This is a genomic window from Micromonospora sp. NBC_00330 (assembly GCF_036136635.1).
GTDB lineage: Bacteria > Actinomycetota > Actinomycetes > Mycobacteriales > Micromonosporaceae > Micromonospora > Micromonospora salmantinae.
In genome coordinates, this window is record NZ_CP108012.1 from 3,946,508 (window position 1) to 3,965,163 (window position 18,656).

The 18,656-nt window shown below is 68.4% G+C and carries 14 protein-coding genes; 5 read left to right on the top strand and 9 right to left on the bottom strand.

What is annotated here, in order from left to right; all coding sequences use genetic code 11:
- Positions 1 to 7: 7 nt before the first annotated feature.
- Genes OG598_RS17640 through OG598_RS17655 form a run of 4 tightly spaced genes read right to left on the bottom strand, consistent with a single transcriptional unit; the run spans position 8 to position 4,307 of the window.
- Complete coding sequence (locus tag OG598_RS17640) at positions 8 to 1,231, bottom strand: mandelate racemase/muconate lactonizing enzyme family protein (RefSeq protein WP_328650198.1); 1,224 nt, start codon at positions 1,229 to 1,231, stop codon at positions 8 to 10.
- A gap of 1 nt (position 1,232) precedes the next feature.
- Complete coding sequence (locus tag OG598_RS17645) at positions 1,233 to 2,060, bottom strand: carbohydrate ABC transporter permease (protein ID WP_328650199.1); 828 nt, start codon at positions 2,058 to 2,060, stop codon at positions 1,233 to 1,235.
- Positions 2,060 to 3,034 carry a carbohydrate ABC transporter permease gene (locus OG598_RS17650; RefSeq protein WP_328650200.1) on the bottom strand — a complete coding sequence of 325 codons (975 nt, stop codon included), beginning with the start codon at positions 3,032 to 3,034 and terminating at the stop codon, positions 2,060 to 2,062. Before OG598_RS17650 ends, OG598_RS17645 begins: the two co-directional genes overlap by 1 nt.
- 10 nt (positions 3,035 to 3,044) lie before the next feature.
- On the bottom strand, positions 3,045 to 4,307 hold the full coding sequence (locus OG598_RS17655; protein WP_328650201.1) for an ABC transporter substrate-binding protein: 1,263 nt from the start codon (positions 4,305 to 4,307) through the stop codon (positions 3,045 to 3,047).
- A gap of 147 nt (positions 4,308 to 4,454) precedes the next feature.
- On the opposite strand from OG598_RS17655, the gene OG598_RS17660 reads away from it, so the two are divergent.
- On the top strand, positions 4,455 to 5,225 hold the full coding sequence (locus OG598_RS17660; protein ID WP_328650202.1) for a FadR/GntR family transcriptional regulator: 771 nt from the start codon (positions 4,455 to 4,457) through the stop codon (positions 5,223 to 5,225).
- 72 nt (positions 5,226 to 5,297) lie between these two features.
- On the opposite strand, the gene OG598_RS17665 is transcribed toward OG598_RS17660, so the two are convergent.
- From OG598_RS17665 to OG598_RS17675, 3 genes are all read right to left on the bottom strand, one after another.
- The gene (locus tag OG598_RS17665) at positions 5,298 to 6,695 is read right to left on the bottom strand and encodes an RICIN domain-containing protein (protein WP_328650203.1); all 1,398 of its coding nucleotides are present in this window, start codon (positions 6,693 to 6,695) and stop codon (positions 5,298 to 5,300) included.
- A gap of 425 nt (positions 6,696 to 7,120) precedes the next feature.
- Entirely contained in the window at positions 7,121 to 8,587 is a 1,467-nt protein-coding gene (locus OG598_RS17670; RefSeq protein WP_442931308.1) for an endo-1,4-beta-xylanase, read from the bottom strand.
- A 444-nt stretch (positions 8,588 to 9,031) separates the two neighbouring features.
- Positions 9,032 to 10,039 carry a PaaX family transcriptional regulator gene (locus OG598_RS17675; protein WP_328650204.1) on the bottom strand — a complete coding sequence of 336 codons (1,008 nt, stop codon included), beginning with the start codon at positions 10,037 to 10,039 and terminating at the stop codon, positions 9,032 to 9,034.
- A 250-nt stretch (positions 10,040 to 10,289) separates the two neighbouring features.
- Between OG598_RS17675 and OG598_RS17680 the strand changes: the two genes are divergently transcribed.
- Positions 10,290 to 11,624 carry an extracellular catalytic domain type 1 short-chain-length polyhydroxyalkanoate depolymerase gene (locus OG598_RS17680; RefSeq protein ID WP_328650205.1) on the top strand — a complete coding sequence of 445 codons (1,335 nt, stop codon included), beginning with the start codon at positions 10,290 to 10,292 and terminating at the stop codon, positions 11,622 to 11,624.
- 80 nt (positions 11,625 to 11,704) lie between these two features.
- On the opposite strand, the gene OG598_RS17685 is transcribed toward OG598_RS17680, so the two are convergent.
- Entirely contained in the window at positions 11,705 to 13,285 is a 1,581-nt protein-coding gene (locus OG598_RS17685; RefSeq protein WP_328650206.1) for an arabinofuranosidase catalytic domain-containing protein, read from the bottom strand.
- Between the two features lie 185 nt (positions 13,286 to 13,470).
- Entirely contained in the window at positions 13,471 to 15,306 is a 1,836-nt protein-coding gene (locus OG598_RS17690; RefSeq protein ID WP_328650207.1) for an RICIN domain-containing protein, read from the bottom strand.
- Positions 15,307 to 15,605: 299 nt separating this feature from the next.
- On the opposite strand from OG598_RS17690, the gene OG598_RS17695 reads away from it, so the two are divergent.
- The 3 genes from OG598_RS17695 to OG598_RS17705 all read left to right on the top strand — a co-directional run bounded on the left by OG598_RS17695 (position 15,606) and on the right by OG598_RS17705 (position 18,655).
- Positions 15,606 to 16,844, top strand: a complete 1,239-nt coding sequence (locus tag OG598_RS17695; protein ID WP_328650208.1) for a sugar ABC transporter substrate-binding protein — start codon at positions 15,606 to 15,608, stop codon at positions 16,842 to 16,844.
- Positions 16,845 to 16,994: 150 nt separating this feature from the next.
- Positions 16,995 to 17,834 carry a carbohydrate ABC transporter permease gene (locus OG598_RS17700; protein WP_328650209.1) on the top strand — a complete coding sequence of 280 codons (840 nt, stop codon included), beginning with the start codon at positions 16,995 to 16,997 and terminating at the stop codon, positions 17,832 to 17,834.
- On the top strand, positions 17,831 to 18,655 hold the full coding sequence (locus OG598_RS17705) for a carbohydrate ABC transporter permease (RefSeq protein ID WP_112585225.1): 825 nt from the start codon (positions 17,831 to 17,833) through the stop codon (positions 18,653 to 18,655). The genes OG598_RS17700 and OG598_RS17705 overlap by 4 nt, the downstream gene beginning before the upstream one ends.
- The last annotated feature ends 1 nt before the right edge of the window (position 18,656 follow it).

Below are 18,656 nucleotides of genomic sequence, written 5' to 3' on the forward strand. Positions count from 1 at the left end.
GGTCAGCTCAGTGCCGTACGGTAGGCGACACCTCGTTGCGGGAGTTCAGCGACACGACAGGCACCTGGCGGGTGGGGATCACCCCGTCGACGCCGGCCAGCAGCCGTCGTCCGGCCCGCTCCGGCCGGACGTTGGGGCTGTCGGCCGTCTGCGCCTGCGGGCGGCGGTTGACCGCCCGGATCCGCTCCTCGTCCACCCGGACCCCGAGCCCGGGTGCGTCGCCGAGGATGAAGGCGCCGTCCTCGACGTGCAGGTCGATGGAGACACCAACGGGTGTGTGCAGGTCCTGCAACTCGCTGGTCAGGTGGTTCGGCACCGAGGTCGCGGCGTGCAGCAGCCCGACCGGGCTGTTGCCGATCGGGCTGACCGGCAGGTCGTGGGCGTGGGCCAGTGCGGACGCCCGCAGGAAGTGGGTGACCCCCCAGACGGCCGCCATCTGGACGATGTCGACAGCGCCGGCGGCGATCAGCGGACGGTACTGTTCGAGCCCGGTGAGGTTCTCGCCGGTGGCGACCGACGCGGACACGCCTCGGCTGACCGCGGCGAGACCCTCGGCGTCCCAGCGCCGGACCGGCTCCTCGATCCAGATGAGATCCAGGGTGCGTTCCAGTTCGCAGACATGCCGGACCGCCTGCTTGCGGGTCCACGCCTCGTTGACGTCGAGCATCAGGCCCGGCCGTCGACCGTGCCCGGCCTCGGTCAGGACCTCCTTGACCAGGCTCAGGCGGTGCCGATCGCGCTCGATGTCGAGGCCGCCCTTGAGCTTGGCCGCTCGCAGGCCGTGGCTCGCGTAGACCTCGTACTCCGCGACGAGTTCGTCGTCGGTGAGCCCGATGTCCAGCCCGGACGCGTAGGCGGTGACCCGCCGGTCCCGTCCGCCCAGCAGCCGCCACAGCGGTTCGCCGGCGGCCTGCGCCTTGATGTCCCAGAGCGCGGTGTCCAGAGCGCCGATGGTGCCGAACACCGGCCCCGCGTGGCCCGCCTTGAAGGTGTGCCGCAACATGCGGTCGTACAGGGACGTCACGGCCCGGGGGTCTTCACCCTCGATGGCTGGGAAGATCCGCTCGATCTCGACGTGCGGCCCGAGGCCGACTCCCGAGATGCCCTCGTCGGTGTCGACGATGACGATCGAGACCGGAACCACCCCGTCGGCGAACACACCGTTGGCGTCGCCGACTGGTCGGCCCCATTCCTGGACCGTGGAGAGCGTCCGATATCCCGTGATCCGCATGTCAACCCTTCGTGGAACCGGCGGCCACGCCGTCGGCAATTTGGCGCTGGAGGAACAGGTAGACCAACAGGACGGGTATCGCGGCGATCAGCACCCCGGAGGCGAAGGTGGGGATGTTGTCGGAGTACTGCCCGCGCAGCGAGGTCACCCCGATCATGAGCGTCCGGTGATCGGCCGAGGGCATCATCACCAGCGCCATGAGGACGTCGTTCCAGCAGAACAGGGCGTTGAGGATGCCGACCGACAGCAGCGCCGGGGTGCCCAGCGGCAGCATGATCCGGCGGTACACGCCGTACACGGTGCTGCCGTCGATCCGCGCCGCGTCGACGATCTCCGGCGGAATGCCCTTGTAGTAGCTCGTCATGAGAAAGACCGTGAAGGGCAGGAACTGGGCCACGTAGACCAGGATCAGGCCCGGGTACGTGTCGATGAGCGCGGTGTCGGCCATGATCCGGGCGAGCGGCACCATGATCACCTGGAACGGGATGAAGAGCCCCGCGAGGCAACCCAGGAACAACGCCGACGAGCCGCGGAACCGCAGTTGGCTCAGGGCGAAGCCGGCCATCGACCCGAACAGCAGCAGCAGGAGCACCGACACCGTCACCACGAACAGCGAGTTGACGAAGTATCGCCCCATGCCGACGCTGTTCCACGCCGTGGTGACGTTCTCCCAGCGCAGGGCGTCGGTCAGGCCGAACCGGTCGAGGATGTAGTCACGCCGGGTCTTCATCGCGACGTTGGCGGTGAACAGCAGGGGGTAGATCGTCGCCAGGGCGAGCAGCGACATGGGGATGGCGACCAGCCACCGTCCCAGGCGGAGGCGAGACATCAGTCCTCCTTTCCGGATCGTTCGAGCAGCTTGATCTGCAACAGCCCCACGACGAGCATGATCATGAAGAGGATCGTCGAGGCCGCCGACGCGAGAGCCGGACGGTTCATCTGACCCTGCTGCTTCCAGATGTAGAACTCCGGCAGGTACGTCGACCCCTCCGGCCCACCGCTGGTCATCACGAAGAGCAGCCCGAACATCGAGGTCAGCATCCCGATCATCGTGGTCACGAAGACGAACTGGATGGTGCGCGAGAGGGCCGGGATGATCACGTGCCAGACGACCTGGCGCAGCGATGCACCGTCCACCCGGGCGGCGTCCAGGAGCGCGGCGTCCAGCGTGGCGAAGCCGGCGAGGAACACCACCAGCGCCATCCCGAAGGTGGCCCAGATGTGCACGCCCGCCACCATGAACATCGCGATGTCCGGATCCCCGAGCCAGTCCACCGGACCGACACCGAACGACCCGAGCACGGCGTTGAGGGGGCCGTCGAAGGCGAGCAACAGGTTGAAGATCGCACCGACGATGACCGGTGAGAGCACCGCCGGAAAGAAGTAGACGCTGCGGTAGAAGCGGTGGCCCGGCACCCGGAGGTAGATGAACGTCGCGAGCAGACCGGGGATCGCCACCGCCACCGGCAGCAGCAGCACCAGCAGCCCGACGTTGCTCAGCGCGGTCCGGAACAGCGGATCTCCGAACAGCTCGCGGTAGTTGCCGAACCCGACAGCGGTCCCGTTCTGCGCGCCGTCACCGGTGAAGGAGAAGTTGACTCCCAGCAGCAGCGGGTAGAGCCGCAGCAGCACGATGATCAGGACGGCGGGAAGGACCAGGATGTAGGGGGCGAAGCGCTCGGCCCCCAGGCCGCCACGGGTGCGACGGGGTCGTGCGCCATGCCGATGCGCGGCGGAGGTGACCGCCGCCCCGCCGGCCCGTCCGGCCGAAGCCGGACGGACCGACGGTTGCGTGTTTCCCATCGGCACGAGGTCAGCCCGCCTGGTCGGAAGCGGCCAACTGCTTCACCACCTCGTCGACGCTGATCGACCCGCTGAGCAGCTGCTGGGAGAGGCGCCCCATCAGGTCCAGCGTCTTCGAGGAGAGCGCCACGTGCAGAGCGGGCTTGCCACTCTTCAGCTCGCCGACGATCGTGGAGACCGCGGGCCCGCCGGCCGACACGTCGATGGTGGTGTCGGCGGCGATCGCGCCGGCGTCGGCGTAGAAGGCCTTCAACGCGTCGGCCGAGCTCAGGGCACGCACCAGGTCGGCGGCCACCTTCGGGTCCTTCGTCCACTTGGCGACCGCGTAGCCGATGCCACCGTCGTACGGGAGGCTCGGCGTGGTGCCGGCGGTGACGACGGGAGCCTTCATGACGCCGAGCTTCTCCGGGGTGAGGAACTCGTTGAAGTCCTGCCAGTGCCCCACGTCCGACATCAGACCCATGACGTGGGCGGCCTTACCGGACTGGAAGAGCGCGAAGGAGTCGTTGAACATGGCGGTCGAGTTGGCCCCGTCGCTGTTCATCTTCCTGTCGCCGGCCTCCTTCCAGGTCTGGAAGATCCGCTTGACGTTGGGCGAGTTCCAGTCGCGCTTGCCGGCGATCCAGGCGTCGTACTCCGCGGCGGTGAGGGTTGTCGAGCCCAGGCTGGAGAGCCAGAACTGGATGCCGACGCCCTCCTTGTTACCGAGGGCGAAGCACTTGGAGCCGGCCTTGGCGATGGCGGCGCAGTCGGCGACGAACTTGTCCCACGTGGTGGCCGGGCTCGCCGGGTCGAGGTTCGCCTTCCGGTAGATTTCCTTGTTGTAGTAGATCGGGTAGCCCTGGAGCGTCACCGGGGAGGCGTAGGTCTTGCCGTCCTTGGCGAACGCCTCCCAACCGGCCAGCCGCTGCCTGTCCTCGGCCACGTAGTCGTCGAGGGGCACCAGCGCGTCCACCCGGTCGCGGATCTGGCCGCCACCGTTGAACAGCATGACGTCCGGGCCCTTGCCGGACTGGATCGCCGCACCGAGCAGGGTGTAGTACTGGTCGAAGGGCTGCGCGACGAACTCGACCTCGACGTCGGCGTGCTTCTTCTTGAAGTCGGCCTTGGCCTTGTCCAGATAGGATTTGGCGAACGGCTCGCCGGACTTCCAGTCCCACACGACCAACTTGCCGTCCGAGCTGGTTGACTTGCCCGAATCGCTAGCACTTCCACAACCGGCCAGGGCCAGGCCCACAACGAGGACGGCCGACCATATTGCGCGCTGTCTCATCGATTGTCACCTCTATATGGGGGGTGGCCGGCGGGTGTCCCGCGAGCCAAATGTTGACCGGAAGGTAACTCGTATGACGTGTGACGTCAACAGTCGGCCGTACACTGACCCAGACGTCGTGCCACGGCGAGCCATTCGGAGGGGGACATGACGCCACCGCAGGAGACAGCCCTGAACAGTCCGGCGACCCCGGCGTGGGTGCGTCGGCCGACCAACCTCGCCAGGGCGGTCACCGCCGAACTGGTGGAGCGCATCGTCCGCGGCGTACACCCGTCCGGGACCTCTCTGCCTCCCGAGCCGATCCTCTGCGAGACCTTCGGCGTGAGCCGGACCGTCGTCCGGGAAGCAGTGAAGATCCTTCAGGAGAAGGGGCTGGTGCAGGTCCGTCAGGGCGCAGGCACCATGGTCACCCCACCCTCACACTGGGACATGCTCGACGAACTCGTCCTCGCGGCCACCATCGCCGTGGACGACAGCCTCGCCATCCTCGACGACCTGGTCGTCACCCGGCGGGTGCTGGAGTCCGACATGGCGAACGTCGCCGCCCGCCTCGCCGACAGCGGGACCGTCGACCGACTCCGGGCCATGGTGGACCGGATGGACGAACTCGTCGACGACCACGTCACCTACCACGACCACGACCGGGCCTTCCACGACACGATCATGCAGGCATCCGGGAACCGGATCGCCCGTGGCGTCGTACGCGCGCTGGAGAGCCAGGTCATCAACACCGCCCGGTACATGGGCCGGACCGAACGGGCGCTGTGCGTGGCGTCCAACCAGGGTCACCGACGCATCTACGAACGCATCGCGGCCCACGATCCCAACGGTGCCGCCGAGGCGATGTTCACCCACATCACCGAGGCCTGGCTGGTTCGTCGCAGTGGCTCGGGGAGCCCGGTCCGCCTCGAACGCTGACCGTCACGGCCGACGGACGGCGCCCGCCCCCGAGGTACGGGAGCAGGCGCCGCCAGCTGTGGCCGACAAGAGTCACGAGAACTGGGCGAAGAACCTCCAGATCTCACCCTTGGTCCAGGTGGTGATGCCGCTCTCGGCGTAGGTGCCGTCCACCGGGCCGGGCATGTGGCCGTTGTCGTACGCGGCCCACTGCACCGGGTATCCGGACCGGCAACCCGAGTACGTGGTCGTGACGTGCGTGCGGCTGCCGGCCGCCGGCTCGCGCGGGCTCTGCGCGGTGCAGCCGTTGTTCCGGACGAACGTGTCGCGCAACGCCCGGCCACCCGAGATGCTCAGGACATTGTCCGAGATGCCGTGCAGCCCGAAGTACGCGATCGGCTGCGTACCGCCACTGCAGCCGCTGATCTGCCCACCGGAGATGACGGCGACGGCGCGGAAGACGTTGGCCCGCGCACAGGCGACGGCGTAGCTCATGCCGCCACCCCAGCTGAAGCCGAGCGCGAACCGCTGCCTCGGGTTGACGCAGAGGCTGCTCTCGATCCGGCTGATCATGTCGTCGACGAAGACGATGTCCTCACCGCCGGAGTTGCCCCAGCCGTTGCCGAACCCCTGGGGCGCGACCAGGATCGCGCTGTTGTTCGACTGCTCCTGCTGCCCGTAGTAGGACCACGGGGTCCCGCTGGTGCCGCCGGAGGAAATCTCCTGCATGGTGCCGCCGCGCCAGTGGAACGCGAAGATCAGCCGGTAGGGGTTGCTGTTGTTGTAGTTCGCCGGCACCCGGAGGATGAAGGTTCGGCTCTTGCCGTTGCTCTGGATGGTGTGCGTGCCGCTGGCCAGCGCCGGCGCCTTGCCGCACCCGCTACCACCCGTCGGGGGTGGCGTCGTGGGGTCGGTCCCGGCGCCGACGCGGACGAGCTGCCACTGCTGGTTGGTGCCGTTCCAGTCGGCGTACTGGACGACGTTTCCACCGTCGGCGGTGGACGAGCCCTGCACCTCGACGGCCTTGTTGCTGTTGCGGTTGATCAGCCGAACATAGCCACCGTCCGAGTCGGCCAGCCGGAACTGCTGGTTCGTCCCGTTGAGATCGGCCCACTGCACGATCGCGCCGCCGTCGGCGGTGGAGAAGCCACTGACGTCGAGCACCTTGCCCGAGTGCCGCGACTTGATCCGGTAGTAGCCACCGCCGGAATCCACGAACTGCCACTGCTGGTTGACGCCGTTGTTACGCGTCCACTGGCTGATCCGCGCCCCGTCGTTGGTGGCCGAGGCGTACAGGTCCAACGCCTTACCGCTGTTGCGGTTCACCAGCACATAGGAGGCGTTGGTGTCCACTGTCGCTGCCGCCGCGGGCGCCGCGTTGACCGCGACGACTGCGCTGGCTGCCATGACCGCGGCCGCCGCCGCGGCCAACCCTGAGCGCCAGCGAGATCTTTGTCGAGAGGCGGGACGAGCCTCACCGAGGGCTTTCATGGTCCACTCCTTCGATCGGGGTCACCCACGAGCGGAAGCGCCCGCGCGTGCCCTGGCGTGCGTGCCGGCGTCCTGGTGGTGGGGTCAGCACGTCTGGGGTGTTCTGCGGGCAACCAGCGGCCAACGGCGTACGTCGATGGGGATGCCACGATCCGGGCTTCGTGGCAGGCCGCGCCGAACGCGCGGTACGACGTCGTGGCTCCCGCTGGCCGGGCGGCCCGCGGGGTGAAAATTAGCGGGTAAGACGTCATACGTCAAACGATTGGTGTCGATCCGAACAGATATCCGGCAGCGGCAACCCGACGGTCACGGCGGCCCGCCCCGGAGGGGGCGGGCCGCCACTCGTCACACCTCGCCTGGGCGGGCGCCGGCCGGATCCCGTACGGCCGGCAGCTCCCGCTTACCCCAGTCGACGGCGGCGGTCGTCAGCCGATCCGGACCAGTTGCCACTGCTGGTTGTTGCCACCCCAGTCGGCGTACTGGACGACGTTCCCACCGTCGGCGGTGGACGAGCCCTGCACCTCGACGGCCTTGTTGCTGTTGCGGTTGATCAGGCGTACGTAGCCGTCGGCCGAATTCGCGAGTCGGAACTGCTGGTTCGTGCCGTTGAGGTCGGACCACTGCACGATCGCGCCGCCGTCGGCGGTGGAGAAGCCGCTGACGTCGAGCACCTTGCTGGAGTTGCGGGACTTCACCCGGTAGTAGCCGCCGCCCGAGTCGACGAACTGCCACTGCTGGTTGACGCCGTTGTTGCGCGACCACTGGCTGATTCGCGCCCCGTCGCTGGTGGCCGAGGCGTAGACGTCCAGCGCCTTGCCGCTGTTCCGGTTGAGCAAGACGTACCAGGCGCTGGTGTCCACTCCGGAGCCCGGCGGGGGCGTGGTGGGCGGGGTCGAGCCGCCGTTGAGGGCGTCCAGGACTGCGGTGTACGCGGCCTTCTTGTTGCCGTTGCAGTCGAACAGCAGGGCGTTGTCGGAACCACGCCACGAGTCGCAGTCCCGTACGCCCCAGGTGGTGATGCCGGTGCAGCGCGAAACGGCCAGGCAGGCGCGGGTGACGGCGCCGTAGATGTTGGCCTGGTTGCCGCCGGTCATCACGTCCAGTTCGGTGATCTGGACATCCACGCCGAGGTCGGCGAACCGCTGCAGGTTGGCCTGGTAGTCACCGGCCAGCGAGGTGCCCAGGTGCGACTGGAAGCCCACGCAGTCGATCGGCACGCCACGGGACTTGAAGTCCCGCACCATGTTGTAGATGCCCGTCGACTTCGCGTTGATCCCGTCGGTGTTGTAGTCGTTGTAACACAACTTCGCACCCGGATCCGCAGCCCGCGCCGCCCGGAACGCCGCCTCGATCCAGTCGTTACCGGTGCGCTGGAGGTTCGAGTCACGACGCCCACCGCTACCACCGTCGGCGAACGCCTCGTTCACCACGTCCCAGGCATAGATCTTGCCCCGGTAGTGCGTCGCGACCTGCGTGACGTGGTTGATCGCCGCGTTGCGCAACGCGGTGCCGGACATGCCCTGCGCCCAACCCGGCTGCTGTGCGTGCCACAGCAGGGTATGACCCCGCACGCTCATCCCGTTGGCCTGCGCATGGCTGACCAGACGATCACCACCGGAGTGGTTGAACTGGCCCTGCGACGGCTCGTTGGATGCCCACTTCATCTCGTTCTCGGCCACGACACTGTTGAACTCACGGTTCAGAATCGTCGTGTACGCGCCGGTGGAGAGCTTGCCGGTCGCGACGGCGGCGCCGAAGTAGCGGCCCTTCTCGGCGGCGGCCGCCTTCAGGGTCGTGCCGGCACCGGATGCGGGAGTCAGCGCCACCGTCATACCGGTGGTGAGGGCGACGGCGATTGTCGCCGCCGCCAGCATCGTTCTCATGGGTTTCATGGCGTTCCTTTTCAGTGGTTGCATCGGTGGTGGTGATGTGCCACTTCACTCGGGGCGACCGATCGGGACGGTCTTCCTGGCCACCCGGCCTCAGCACGCGCGGCCCGAGGGGGCTGTCGCCGGCAACTGCCGGTCCCGAGGTGACGGCCGCATGCCCTTGCGGACGTCGTGATCGGAGGTACGACCCGTGCGGCTCGCCCGGTGAGCCACGGCAACGATCGTCCTCTATATCGAGAGTGAGCGATAACATGCCGTTCGTCAAGACGTAACGGGCCGTTCACGCCGATCTCCCGGAACGCCGCGTTTCGCCCGGTACCAAACGCCCAGAGCAACAGTGCTCAGCCGCCGCGCGACCAGCGGACGAGTCGTACCACCGCGCCGCTCGGACCGTGCCGGACGGCAACCCTGTTATCGCTCACAGTCGCGGCCGCGACTCCTGGCCGTTCACGAGCACCCGGTGGCCGAGTCACTCGGAGACGGCTGCGCCGGGTCGACGTCGGCGCGTACCCCGGCGACCAGGTCGGCGGTGGTGTGGGCAGCGATGCCGGGCTGCGCGGTGTCGGCGATCCGTTCGACGACCGCTCGGACGTGTCGCTCTGCCGGTGCGGCGAGGCCGTCGTAGACGGCCGCGAACAACTCCCGCGCCGGGCGCCTGAGCCAGTCCCGTGGAAGCAGCTCCACTGGCAACTGCGGATCGAGGACGGGAAAACGCCGGAAGGTGTCCATCACCTCGGTACGGGCCCGCACCGCTGCGGCGCCGTCGACCTGCCCGGACAGCACCCCGGGCAACAGCGGCGTCCACCGCCGGAGGAACGCGTCGTAGCTCCGACCGATCGCCTCGATGTCCCAGGCCTCGATCGGCGCGCGGTGAATGGCCGAGGTGAGCGCGCCCTGCCGCCCGCGAAACACCGTCACTGCGCCGAGGGTGAGCCCGTCGAGCTCGGCCCGAGCCGCGGGAGTCAGCTCCTGCGGCGAGATCCACAAACCGTCGTACAGCGGCGCGTAACCGAGCCACCGAAGCTGCGCCCGCAGGGCCCGCCGCTGCGTACTGCGATCCTGCGGCAGCGAGAAGGCGACGATCGTCCAACACCCGTCCCACAGCGCCGTCGAGGTGGTGGAGGCGAGAATCCACTGCCCGCCGGCGGAGAGGTTGGCGGCGGCGGCGCGGCTGAGCCGGTAGGAGCTGCGCCGCCCCAGTCGACTGCCCTCCAGCACGCCACGACGGGCCAACCGACTGATAGCGGTCCGCGCTCCGGCCGTCGTCACGCCGGTCTCCCCGAGCAGCGCGACGATGGCCGCGGACGGGAGGGCGACCCGGGTCCGCAGCGTGTAGTCCGCCAACAGGGTCACCGCGACACCCTGGGGCGAGTTGCCGACCTGCCGGCGGGGCAGCCGCAGTGGCTGGTCTCCGTCGTCCGGATAGATCTCGTCGATGTCGAAAGGGCTTGCCACAGGCGCTCCGCGCTCCTCGGGGACGGCAAGACGACTGTAGACGGGCGACCGCCACTCCCCCACAAATCGAGATTTCTCGATTGACACTTGTTGACCCGGAGGGAACACTAACTGCCACACGACGCCATCCGAAGCCGGGCTGGGCGAGCCACAGGTAGCGGGCATCGTGCGACCACCGCGGGAGTCGGGCACACCGCGACCGGATCGCACTGCCAATCCAGCCTGCACAGGCAGTCGAAGGAGTCGTCCGTTGAGAATCAGAAGGAAACTGCTACTCGCCCTGGCCGCGTCACTGGTGGCGGCCGGCCTGGTGGCCCCCACTGTCGGACCCGCGTACGCCGCGTCACTGACCGAGGTGACCAGCTTCGGGGACAACCCTGGCCGGATGCGCATGCACGTCTACGTGCCGGACAACCGTCCGACCCGGCCGGCGGTCGTGGTGGCCATGCACGGCTGCGGCGGGTCCGGCCCGGGCTTCTACTCCGGCAGCGAGTTCGCCAGCCTCGCCGACCGCTACGGGTACATCGTGATCTACCCGTCCGCCACCCAGCAGGCCGGCTTCGGCAACTGCTTCGACGTCTGGTCGGACGCCGCCAAGAGACGTGGCGGCGGCAGCGACCCGGTGTCGATCGTCTCGATGATCCGTTACGTGCAGCAGCAGTACGCGGCCGATCCGGAGCGGGTCTACGCCACCGGCAGCTCGTCCGGCGGCATGATGACCAACCACATGCTCGCCCTCTACCCCGACCTGTTCAAGGCCGGCGCCGCGTTCATGGGCGTCCCGTTCACCTGCTTCGCCAACGCGGCGGACTTCCCGCCCACCAGCAGCCAGTGCACCGGCGGAAACATGAACCGGACCCCGCAGCAGTGGGGCGACGCGGTCCGCCAGGCGTACCCCGGCTACTCCGGGCCCCGCCCGCGCGTGCAGCTGTGGCACGGCACCAACGACACGCTCGTGCCGTACTCGTTGTTGCAGGAGGCGATCGAGCAGTGGACAAACGTGTTCGGGCTGAGCCAGACACCCACCTCCACCGACACACCCCAGGCCAACTGGAACCGGCGTCGGTACGCCGACAGCGGCGGCACCGTCCAGGTCGAGGCGTACAGCATCCAGGGTGCCGGACACAGCCTGCCCTCCGGCGGCATGGCCGCGTCCGCCATCGCGTTCTTCGGGCTGACCGACCCCACGACGCCGCCGCCGACCACACCGCCGCCGACCACGCCACCCCCCACCACGCCGCCGCCGACCACCCCGCCGCCAGCTTCCGGCGCCTGTCGGGTGACAGTCGACGTCAACGCCTGGAACACCGGGCTGACCGAGAACATCACCGTCACGAACACCGGCACCAGCGCCGTCAACGGCTGGTCGGTGGTCTTCACCCTGCCCGGTGGGCAGACCATCACCTCGGGCTGGAACGCCACCTACTCGCCCAGCTCAGGGCAGGTGACGGCCCGCAACGTCGCCTACAACGGCGGCATCCCCGCCAACGGCTCGGTGAGCTTCGGCTTCCAGGCCACCCACACCGGTAACAACGCCCGACCGTCCTCGTTCACCCTCAACGGCGCGTCCTGCACTGCCGCCTGAGACGGGTCGACGTCCACCCGCGCGTGCGCCGGTCACCACCTGGTGGTGACCGGCGCACGACTCGTACGGCGTGGCCAGGATCAGCGGTAACCGGCGGTCACCACGCTGGCCTGCACGGCGTTCTCGACGGCGTCGGACGGATAGCCCGCGACCATTGCCCCCTCGTAGAAGGTGCCGGCGCTCAGGTTCGCGCCGCCGTCGGGCTTGCAGCAGTCACCGCCACTGCCCAGGATGATCGCGCCCTGCTTCTTCATCGGGCTGTATCCCGGCGGAAGCGATCCGTCGTACAGCGTGTAGAGGCTGCCGGCCTGCGCGTCGCTGCCCTTGATGGCGAACCGGGTCGTGCCGTTGTTCTTCAGCGTCGCGGTGACGAACTTGCTGGTGAACGCGCGCTGGTTCGGGTTCCAGGAGCTGCTGCCGCCCGGGAAGAGACCCCACTCGAGATCGGCCTGCACCCAGGGTCCGCTGCCGGAGCAGCCGCCGAACCAGCACTGCTTGCCGAAGTTGATGGCGTCCATCGCCCCGGCGGCGTCGGCCTTCCTGGTCGTCTCGCTGTTGCCGTAGTCGAAGCAGCAGCCGCTGTTGACGTGGGTCCCGCTGGTCACCATGTACATGCCCTCGGGTGCCGCACCGGTCGGCACGCCGGTGAGGTGCCCGTCGCGCCAGTAGCTGTTACCGGGGTTGATGTAGAGCGAGTACGCCTTCGAGCCGCCCACCGTCAGCGACTCCGTGGTCGCTGTCGCCGGCCTGCTCTGCGGGGAGCCCGGAACGACGCTCGACCCCTGGTACCAGAGGTCGTTGCCGCGCCCGGACTGGTCGAAGACGACGGTGATCACGCAGGTCGTGCCGGAGCAGAACGAGTCCTGCGTCGCCGCGTTGGCCGTGCCGCCGGTTCCCGTGAGCCCGATGTTGCGGGTCGTGTTGTCCGACGAGCGTCGGACCTGGTAGAGGTTGCCGGCGTACGCCTCGAAGAGCGCCCGCGTGGTGCTGTGCGCCGCGATGCACGGGGTGCCGCCGGAGGCGTAGATGTCGCACGGACGCGCGCCGGTCGGCGGGTTGGTCGGCGGCGGGGTGGTGGTGGTCGGCGAGGCCCACTGCTGGTTGGCGCCGCCGTTGCAGGCCCAGAGGATGACCTTGGTGCCGTTCGCGGTGGCCGCGGCATTGGCGTCGAGGCACAGCCCGGACTGCACTCCGGTGATGGTGCCGTTGCTGTTGACGTTCCACTGCTGGTTGTTCTGGCCGTTGCAGTCCCAGATGATCACCTGGGTGCCGTTGGCGGTGCCGCGGCCGGAGGCGTCCAGGCACTTGTTGCCGTACGCCTGGATCTGCTTGGCGGATGTCCACGTCCAGGTCTGGCCGGCGCTGCCGTTGCAGTCCCAGAGTTGCGTCTGGGTGCCGTTCGTGGTGCTGGAGTTGGGCACTTCGAGGCAGCGGCCGGACGGCGTACCGACGATCGGGGTGCTCTGCCCCGGCGTGATGGCGGCGGCGGCCATCGGGGCGGCGGCGGCCTCGGCGATCGGCGACGGGGCACCGGGAGCAGCGCCGATGCCGACGAGCACTCCGACCAGCGCGGCTGCCAGGGCGGTCAGACGTCGGGCCCGCTGACGTCTCGGGACGAGATCACGGGCTGTTCCTGGCCCGAGGGGGGACGGGGTTCGCACGAGGTGGCTCCTCGGAGTCGTGGAAGCGCGGTGGGGGGTCGACGCGCCACGGGGGGTGGTGGCGGTGGCGAATCGATTCGCAGCGAATCGTATGACCTTTAATTAATTCATGTCAATGAATGCGGTGGCGGGGTGGTGTGCTGGCCGTTGGGCGGACGGCCAGCACACCACCTCCCCCGGGACGCCTACCGCCCCAGGAGCCGCCACGTCTGGTTCAACGGGCTGCCCTGGTTGACCGCCTTGCAGGTCCACTGGTGGACCAGCGCGCCGGCCGCCGTGGAGACCGCGTTGACATCGACGCACTTGCCACTGTGCCGGGCGACGAGCTGGTAGTCGTGCGAGTCGTTGCCCGAGTAGGTGACCTTGCGCAGCGTGAACTGCTGGTTGAGGGCGTTCAGGCAGGTCCACTGGTGCACGGCCGCGCCGTCGGCGGTGGAGACGCCGCTGACGTCGAGGCACTTGCCGCTCTGCTGGTTGACCACCGTGTAGGTGTTGGCCACGCCGGCGACCGGTAGGAAGTTCCAGAGCTGCTGGTCACCGCCGTCGCAGTAGTTCTGCTGTTGGACGTTGCCGTCGGCGGTGCTCAGGCCGGCGTTGTTCAGGCACTGCTGGGAGTGCTGGGCCACGGCCACCGACTGGAAGCCACCGTCCGAGGGAGGCAGCAGCGTGACGGTGTACGTGTCGGTCTGGTTGGTGTACGGCACTGTCACCGTGGCGTTGTTGTTGGACACCCCGACCACGCTGTTCGAGACCGTGACCGGCCCCGCCACGGCACCGCCACCGTTGTGCGGGATGCGTTGGGTGAGGACCCGGACCTGGTTGTTCTGCACGATGCCGCTCGTGGTGTCCAGGCGTTGCAGGTTGACGGTCAGGTTCCCGGTGGTACGACCACCGCCGATGAGCACCTTCGCCACCCCTGCCGTCTTCGTGGCGTACGCGTCGTACGACTGGCTGGGGGTCACCGCGACGATCTCCCCGACCTGGGAGGCGTAGTAGCGGTAGTTCCACCACTCCCCCTTGGGTTGGTGCTGGCCGGCCGAGTTGCGGATCAACAGGTTGCCGAGGTCGTTGTGCAGGCTGCCGCCGCTGGCCCAGTTCGCCCGCAGGCCGTCGGCCCGGGCCCGCTCCAGGCGCGCGATGTACCAGGCGCCGTCGGCCGGGTTTTGCTCGTCGGGCGCGCCGTACTCGTTGATCTGGTACGGACGCGGGTGGGCGATGCCGCGCGGGTCGAGGGTGGCGTTGGCGGCGGCGACGTTCGCGACCGGGTCACCGGGCAGCGAGTGCCAGCTGATGATGTCCGGCACGGTGTTTGTCGAGCGGACGAAGTCCAGGTACTGGTTCCAGAAGGTGTGGTTGGTCGACGGTACGCAGGCGCAGCTCGGCCCGACGATGAGCTGGCTGGGGAACTCCGCCCGGATGCGCTGGTAGGTCCGCCGCCACAGTTCGAGGTACTGGGAGATCGGCCTGTTCCAGAAGATGGTGATGTTGGGTTCGTTCCAGATGTCCCACTGCACCGACAGGCCGGACGCCCGGACGTCGCTGATCAGGCGGGTCAGGAAGTTGTCGTAGTCGGTCCAGTTGCCGTTGTCACCGGGGAAGCGGGAGATTCCGGCGCCGTCGGCACCCCAGAGGTCGTGCGGCAGGATGATGAACTTCCCGCCCAGGGCTGTGGTGCGACGCGCCTGGGCGAGTGTGGAGTTCCAGCGACGGTCGTAGGTGCCGCCGACCCAGCCACTGCCCGGGAGCTGCGCGCCGCCGGCGCGCATGTACTGGAACTTGACGTCCCGGTAGAAGTGGTCGGCCGGACCGCTGGCGTTCTCGGTCATGCCGTAGATCCAGCCGGAGGCGCGGTAGGTCGGCGCACCGTTGGTGGTGGCGAAGTTGACGCTGATCGACTCGTCGGCGGCCTGGGCGGGGGACGAGACGGCGGTGACGGCGGCAGCGGCGGCGAGCAGGCCGACGACGAGTCGGGCCACGAACACGCGGGCTCGTCCTGACCTGCTGCGGGACGGGGTTTTCACGGGCGGCTCCTTGGTGGGGCGCGGGGGACGCTCTCCGGAGGGCAGCACTTGCGAATCGATTCGCACGGATCGTAGGACCGGGAACTGAACCATGTCAATGAAGTGACGTCGCGGTAACGCCCGTGTTGCCCAGCGAACCTCCCGGCGCGACCAACTGACCCTTGACCCCCGGGTATGGCCAGACCTATCTTCGGGCGAACCGATTCGTCGAATCGATTCGCCTCATGGTTGGACTGATCCAACCCGCGACGATCAACCGACACACCCCACCTGACGATCGATTTGAAGTGAGGCACCACATGACCGGACTCAGTCGTCGGCGGCGCCTGGCCGCCGTCGCCGTGATAGCTCTCGCCGCAGTGACCGGCAGCGCCTGCTCGTCGTCCGCCGACGGTGGCGCCGACGGTGGCGCGTACCTCGTCTGGGACCCGTATCCGCAGTTCGCCGACGACTCCGAGTGGGTAGCACTGCTCAAGAAGTGCGGCACCGCTGCGGGGGTGACTGTCGAGCGGACCGGCTACGACACCACCGACCTGACAAACAAGGCGCTGCTCGCCGCCCAACAGGGAAACTCACCGGACGTGCTGATCGTCGACAACCCGGTCATCTCCACTCTGGCCGAAGCCGGTGCGCTCACCACCACCGACGACAACAAGCTGGACGTCTCGGCAATGGAGAAGAACTTGCTCGGCGCCGGCCAGAGCGGCGGCAAGACCTACGGGGTGCCGATCGGGGCGAACACCCTCGCCCTCTACTACAACAAGGACGTGCTCACCGCTGCGGGCGTCGATCCCGCCGCCGTCAAGGACTGGACCTCACTGACCGCGGCACTGACCAAGGTCAAGGCCAAGGGGAAGAAGGGCATCACCTTCTCCGCTATCGGCACCGAGGAGGGCAGCTTCCAGTTCCTGCCCTGGTTCTGGGGATCGGGTGCCCAACTGACGAGTCTGGACTCGCCGCAGGCGGTGTCCGCGCTGACGCTCTGGACCGACTGGCTCAAGCAGGGCCACGCCCCGAACTCCGTCATCAACAACACCCAGACCACGAGTTGGCAGGAGTTCGCCACCGGCGACTACGCGTTCGCCGAGAACGGCACCTGGCAACTGGCCAACGCGGAGAAGCTTGGCTTCTCGTACGGCACGATCCCGATCCCGGCCAGCGCGGGCGGCCCGGCCCCGGCACCCACCGGCGGTGAGTTCGTCTCGATTCCGGTGCAGAAGAAGACCGGCAGGTACGAGACGTCGCAGAAGCTCGTCACCTGCCTGACCAACGCCGACAACCTCCTCACCACCGACACCACGCTCTCCTACGTCGCGCCCGTCGCCGCCGTACAGGAGCGACAGGCCGCCGCGGACCCCAAGCTCAAGGTCTGGGTGGAGGCGGTCCGGGCAGCCAAGGGCCGCACCGGTGACGACCTCGGCACGAAGTACCCGAAGATCTCCGAAGCGCTGTGGACCGCTGTGCAGTCGGCCCTCAGCGGCGGGAAGTCGCCACAGGAGGCGCTGGCCGCCGCGCAGACCGCCGCCACGACCAGGTAAGCGATCCGAACCGACACCATGCCCTCCACGACAGAGACCTCCACCGCCGTACGAGACCAGGGTGGGGCGGCGAGCGCCGCCCCACCCGGGCCTCCCCCGTCCCGTGCCCGCCGGCCCAGCCGATGGTGGGCGTGGGGCTTCCTGGCACCCGTGACCATCTACCTGGCGGCCTTCTACGCCTACCCGCTCTACCGCAACGTCGAGTTGAGCCTGCGCGAGTACACGGTCCGCTCGTTCGTGCAGGGCGGGGCGCCCTTCGCCGGCCTCGACAACTACCGGACGGTCCTGACCGACCCGGCATTCGGGCCGACGCTGACGCACACGGTGGTCTTCACAGCGGCCTCGCTCGCCTTCCAGTTCACCATCGGCATGGCCCTGGCCCTCTTCTTCCACCAGCACTTCCCGCTGTCGCGCACGCTGCGGGCGCTGATCCTCGTACCGTGGCTGCTGCCGCTGATCGTCTCGGCGTCGACCTGGTCGTGGCTGCTCAACAGCGACTCGGGGCTGGTCAACGCGGCGCTCGGCGTCGTCGGGATCGACCCGGTCAACTGGCTCACGTCGCCCGGCTGGTCGCTCACCTCGGTGATCATCGCGAACGTCTGGATCGGCATCCCGTTCAACCTGGTGGTGCTCTACAGCGGCCTACAGGCGATCCCGACCGAAATGTACGAGGCGTCCGCGCTCGACGGCGCGACGGGGTGGCAACGGTTCTGGGGGATCACCTTCCCGTTGCTGCGTCCCGTCTCCCTGATCACGCTGCTGCTGGGGCTGATCTACACGCTGAAGGTCTTCGACATCATCTGGATCATGACGAAGGGCGGCCCGACCGGCTCCTCGGCAACGCTCGCCACCTGGTCGTACCGGCTCGGCTTCGGCAACCTGCTGCCCGAATTCGGCCCGGGCGCGGCCATCGGGAACCTGCTCATCGTGCTGGCCCTGATCGCCGGCCTCCTCTACATCCGGATCGAGCGAAGGCAGCAGCTGCGATGACCACCTCGACGCCTCGGGCCTGGTGGAAGACAGGCGTCGGCCTGGTGCTGACCGGGCTGATGCTCTTCCCCGTCTACTGGATGATCAATGTGTCCTTCACCCGGGACCAGGACATGCGGGCCAGTCCCCCGCACCTGTTCCCCACCAACGGCACCCTGGACGGCTACCGGGCGGTGCTCGACCAGCAACTGCCGTACCTCGGCACCAGCTTTCTGGTCGGCCTCGGCACTGTGGCGCTGACCGTGGCGCTGGCCGCCCCCGCCGGTTACGCGCTGGCGAAACTCCGGCCACCCGGCGGCCCGGCATTGAGTTTCCTGCTGCTGATCGCGCAGATGATCCCGGGGATCATCATGGCGATGGGCTTCTACGCCATCTACCTCACCCTCGGCGTCCTCAACACGCTGCCCGGCCTGATCCTGGCCGACACGACGCTCGCGGTGCCGTTCGCCGTCCTGATCTTCACGGCGTTCATGTCCGGCATCCCCGACGAGCTGCTCCAGGCCGCCGTGGTCGACGGCGCCGGTCGGCTGCGGACCTTCTGGTCGGTCGTGCTGCCGGTCAGCCGCAACTCGATCGTCACGGTGTCGCTCTTCGCGTTCCTGTGGTCCTGGTCGGACTTCATCTTCGCCTCGACCCTGGCCGGCGGCGGCGACCACCAGCCGATCACCCTCGGCATCTACCACTACATCGGCAACAACAACCAGCAGTGGAACGCCATCATGGCCACCGCCGTCGTCGCCTCGATCCCCGCCGCCGTGCTGCTGATCCTGGCCCAGCGGTACGTCTCGATGGGCGTGACCGCCGGCGCCGTCAAGGACTGAC

Coding starts and splice junctions, on each gene's coding strand:
- OG598_RS17640 (WP_328650198.1), bottom strand. CDS start 1,231: ATGCGGATCACGGGATATCGGACGCTCTCCACGGTCCAGGAATGGGGC.
- OG598_RS17645 (WP_328650199.1), bottom strand. CDS start 2,060: ATGTCTCGCCTCCGCCTGGGACGGTGGCTGGTCGCCATCCCCATGTCG.
- OG598_RS17650 (WP_328650200.1), bottom strand. CDS start 3,034: ATGGGAAACACGCAACCGTCGGTCCGTCCGGCTTCGGCCGGACGGGCC.
- OG598_RS17655 (WP_328650201.1), bottom strand. CDS start 4,307: ATGAGACAGCGCGCAATATGGTCGGCCGTCCTCGTTGTGGGCCTGGCC.
- OG598_RS17660 (WP_328650202.1), top strand. CDS start 4,455: ATGACGCCACCGCAGGAGACAGCCCTGAACAGTCCGGCGACCCCGGCG.
- OG598_RS17665 (WP_328650203.1), bottom strand. CDS start 6,695: ATGAAAGCCCTCGGTGAGGCTCGTCCCGCCTCTCGACAAAGATCTCGC.
- OG598_RS17670 (WP_442931308.1), bottom strand. CDS start 8,587: ATGAAACCCATGAGAACGATGCTGGCGGCGGCGACAATCGCCGTCGCC.
- OG598_RS17695 (WP_328650208.1), top strand. CDS start 15,606: ATGACCGGACTCAGTCGTCGGCGGCGCCTGGCCGCCGTCGCCGTGATA.
- OG598_RS17705 (WP_112585225.1), top strand. CDS start 17,831: ATGACCACCTCGACGCCTCGGGCCTGGTGGAAGACAGGCGTCGGCCTG.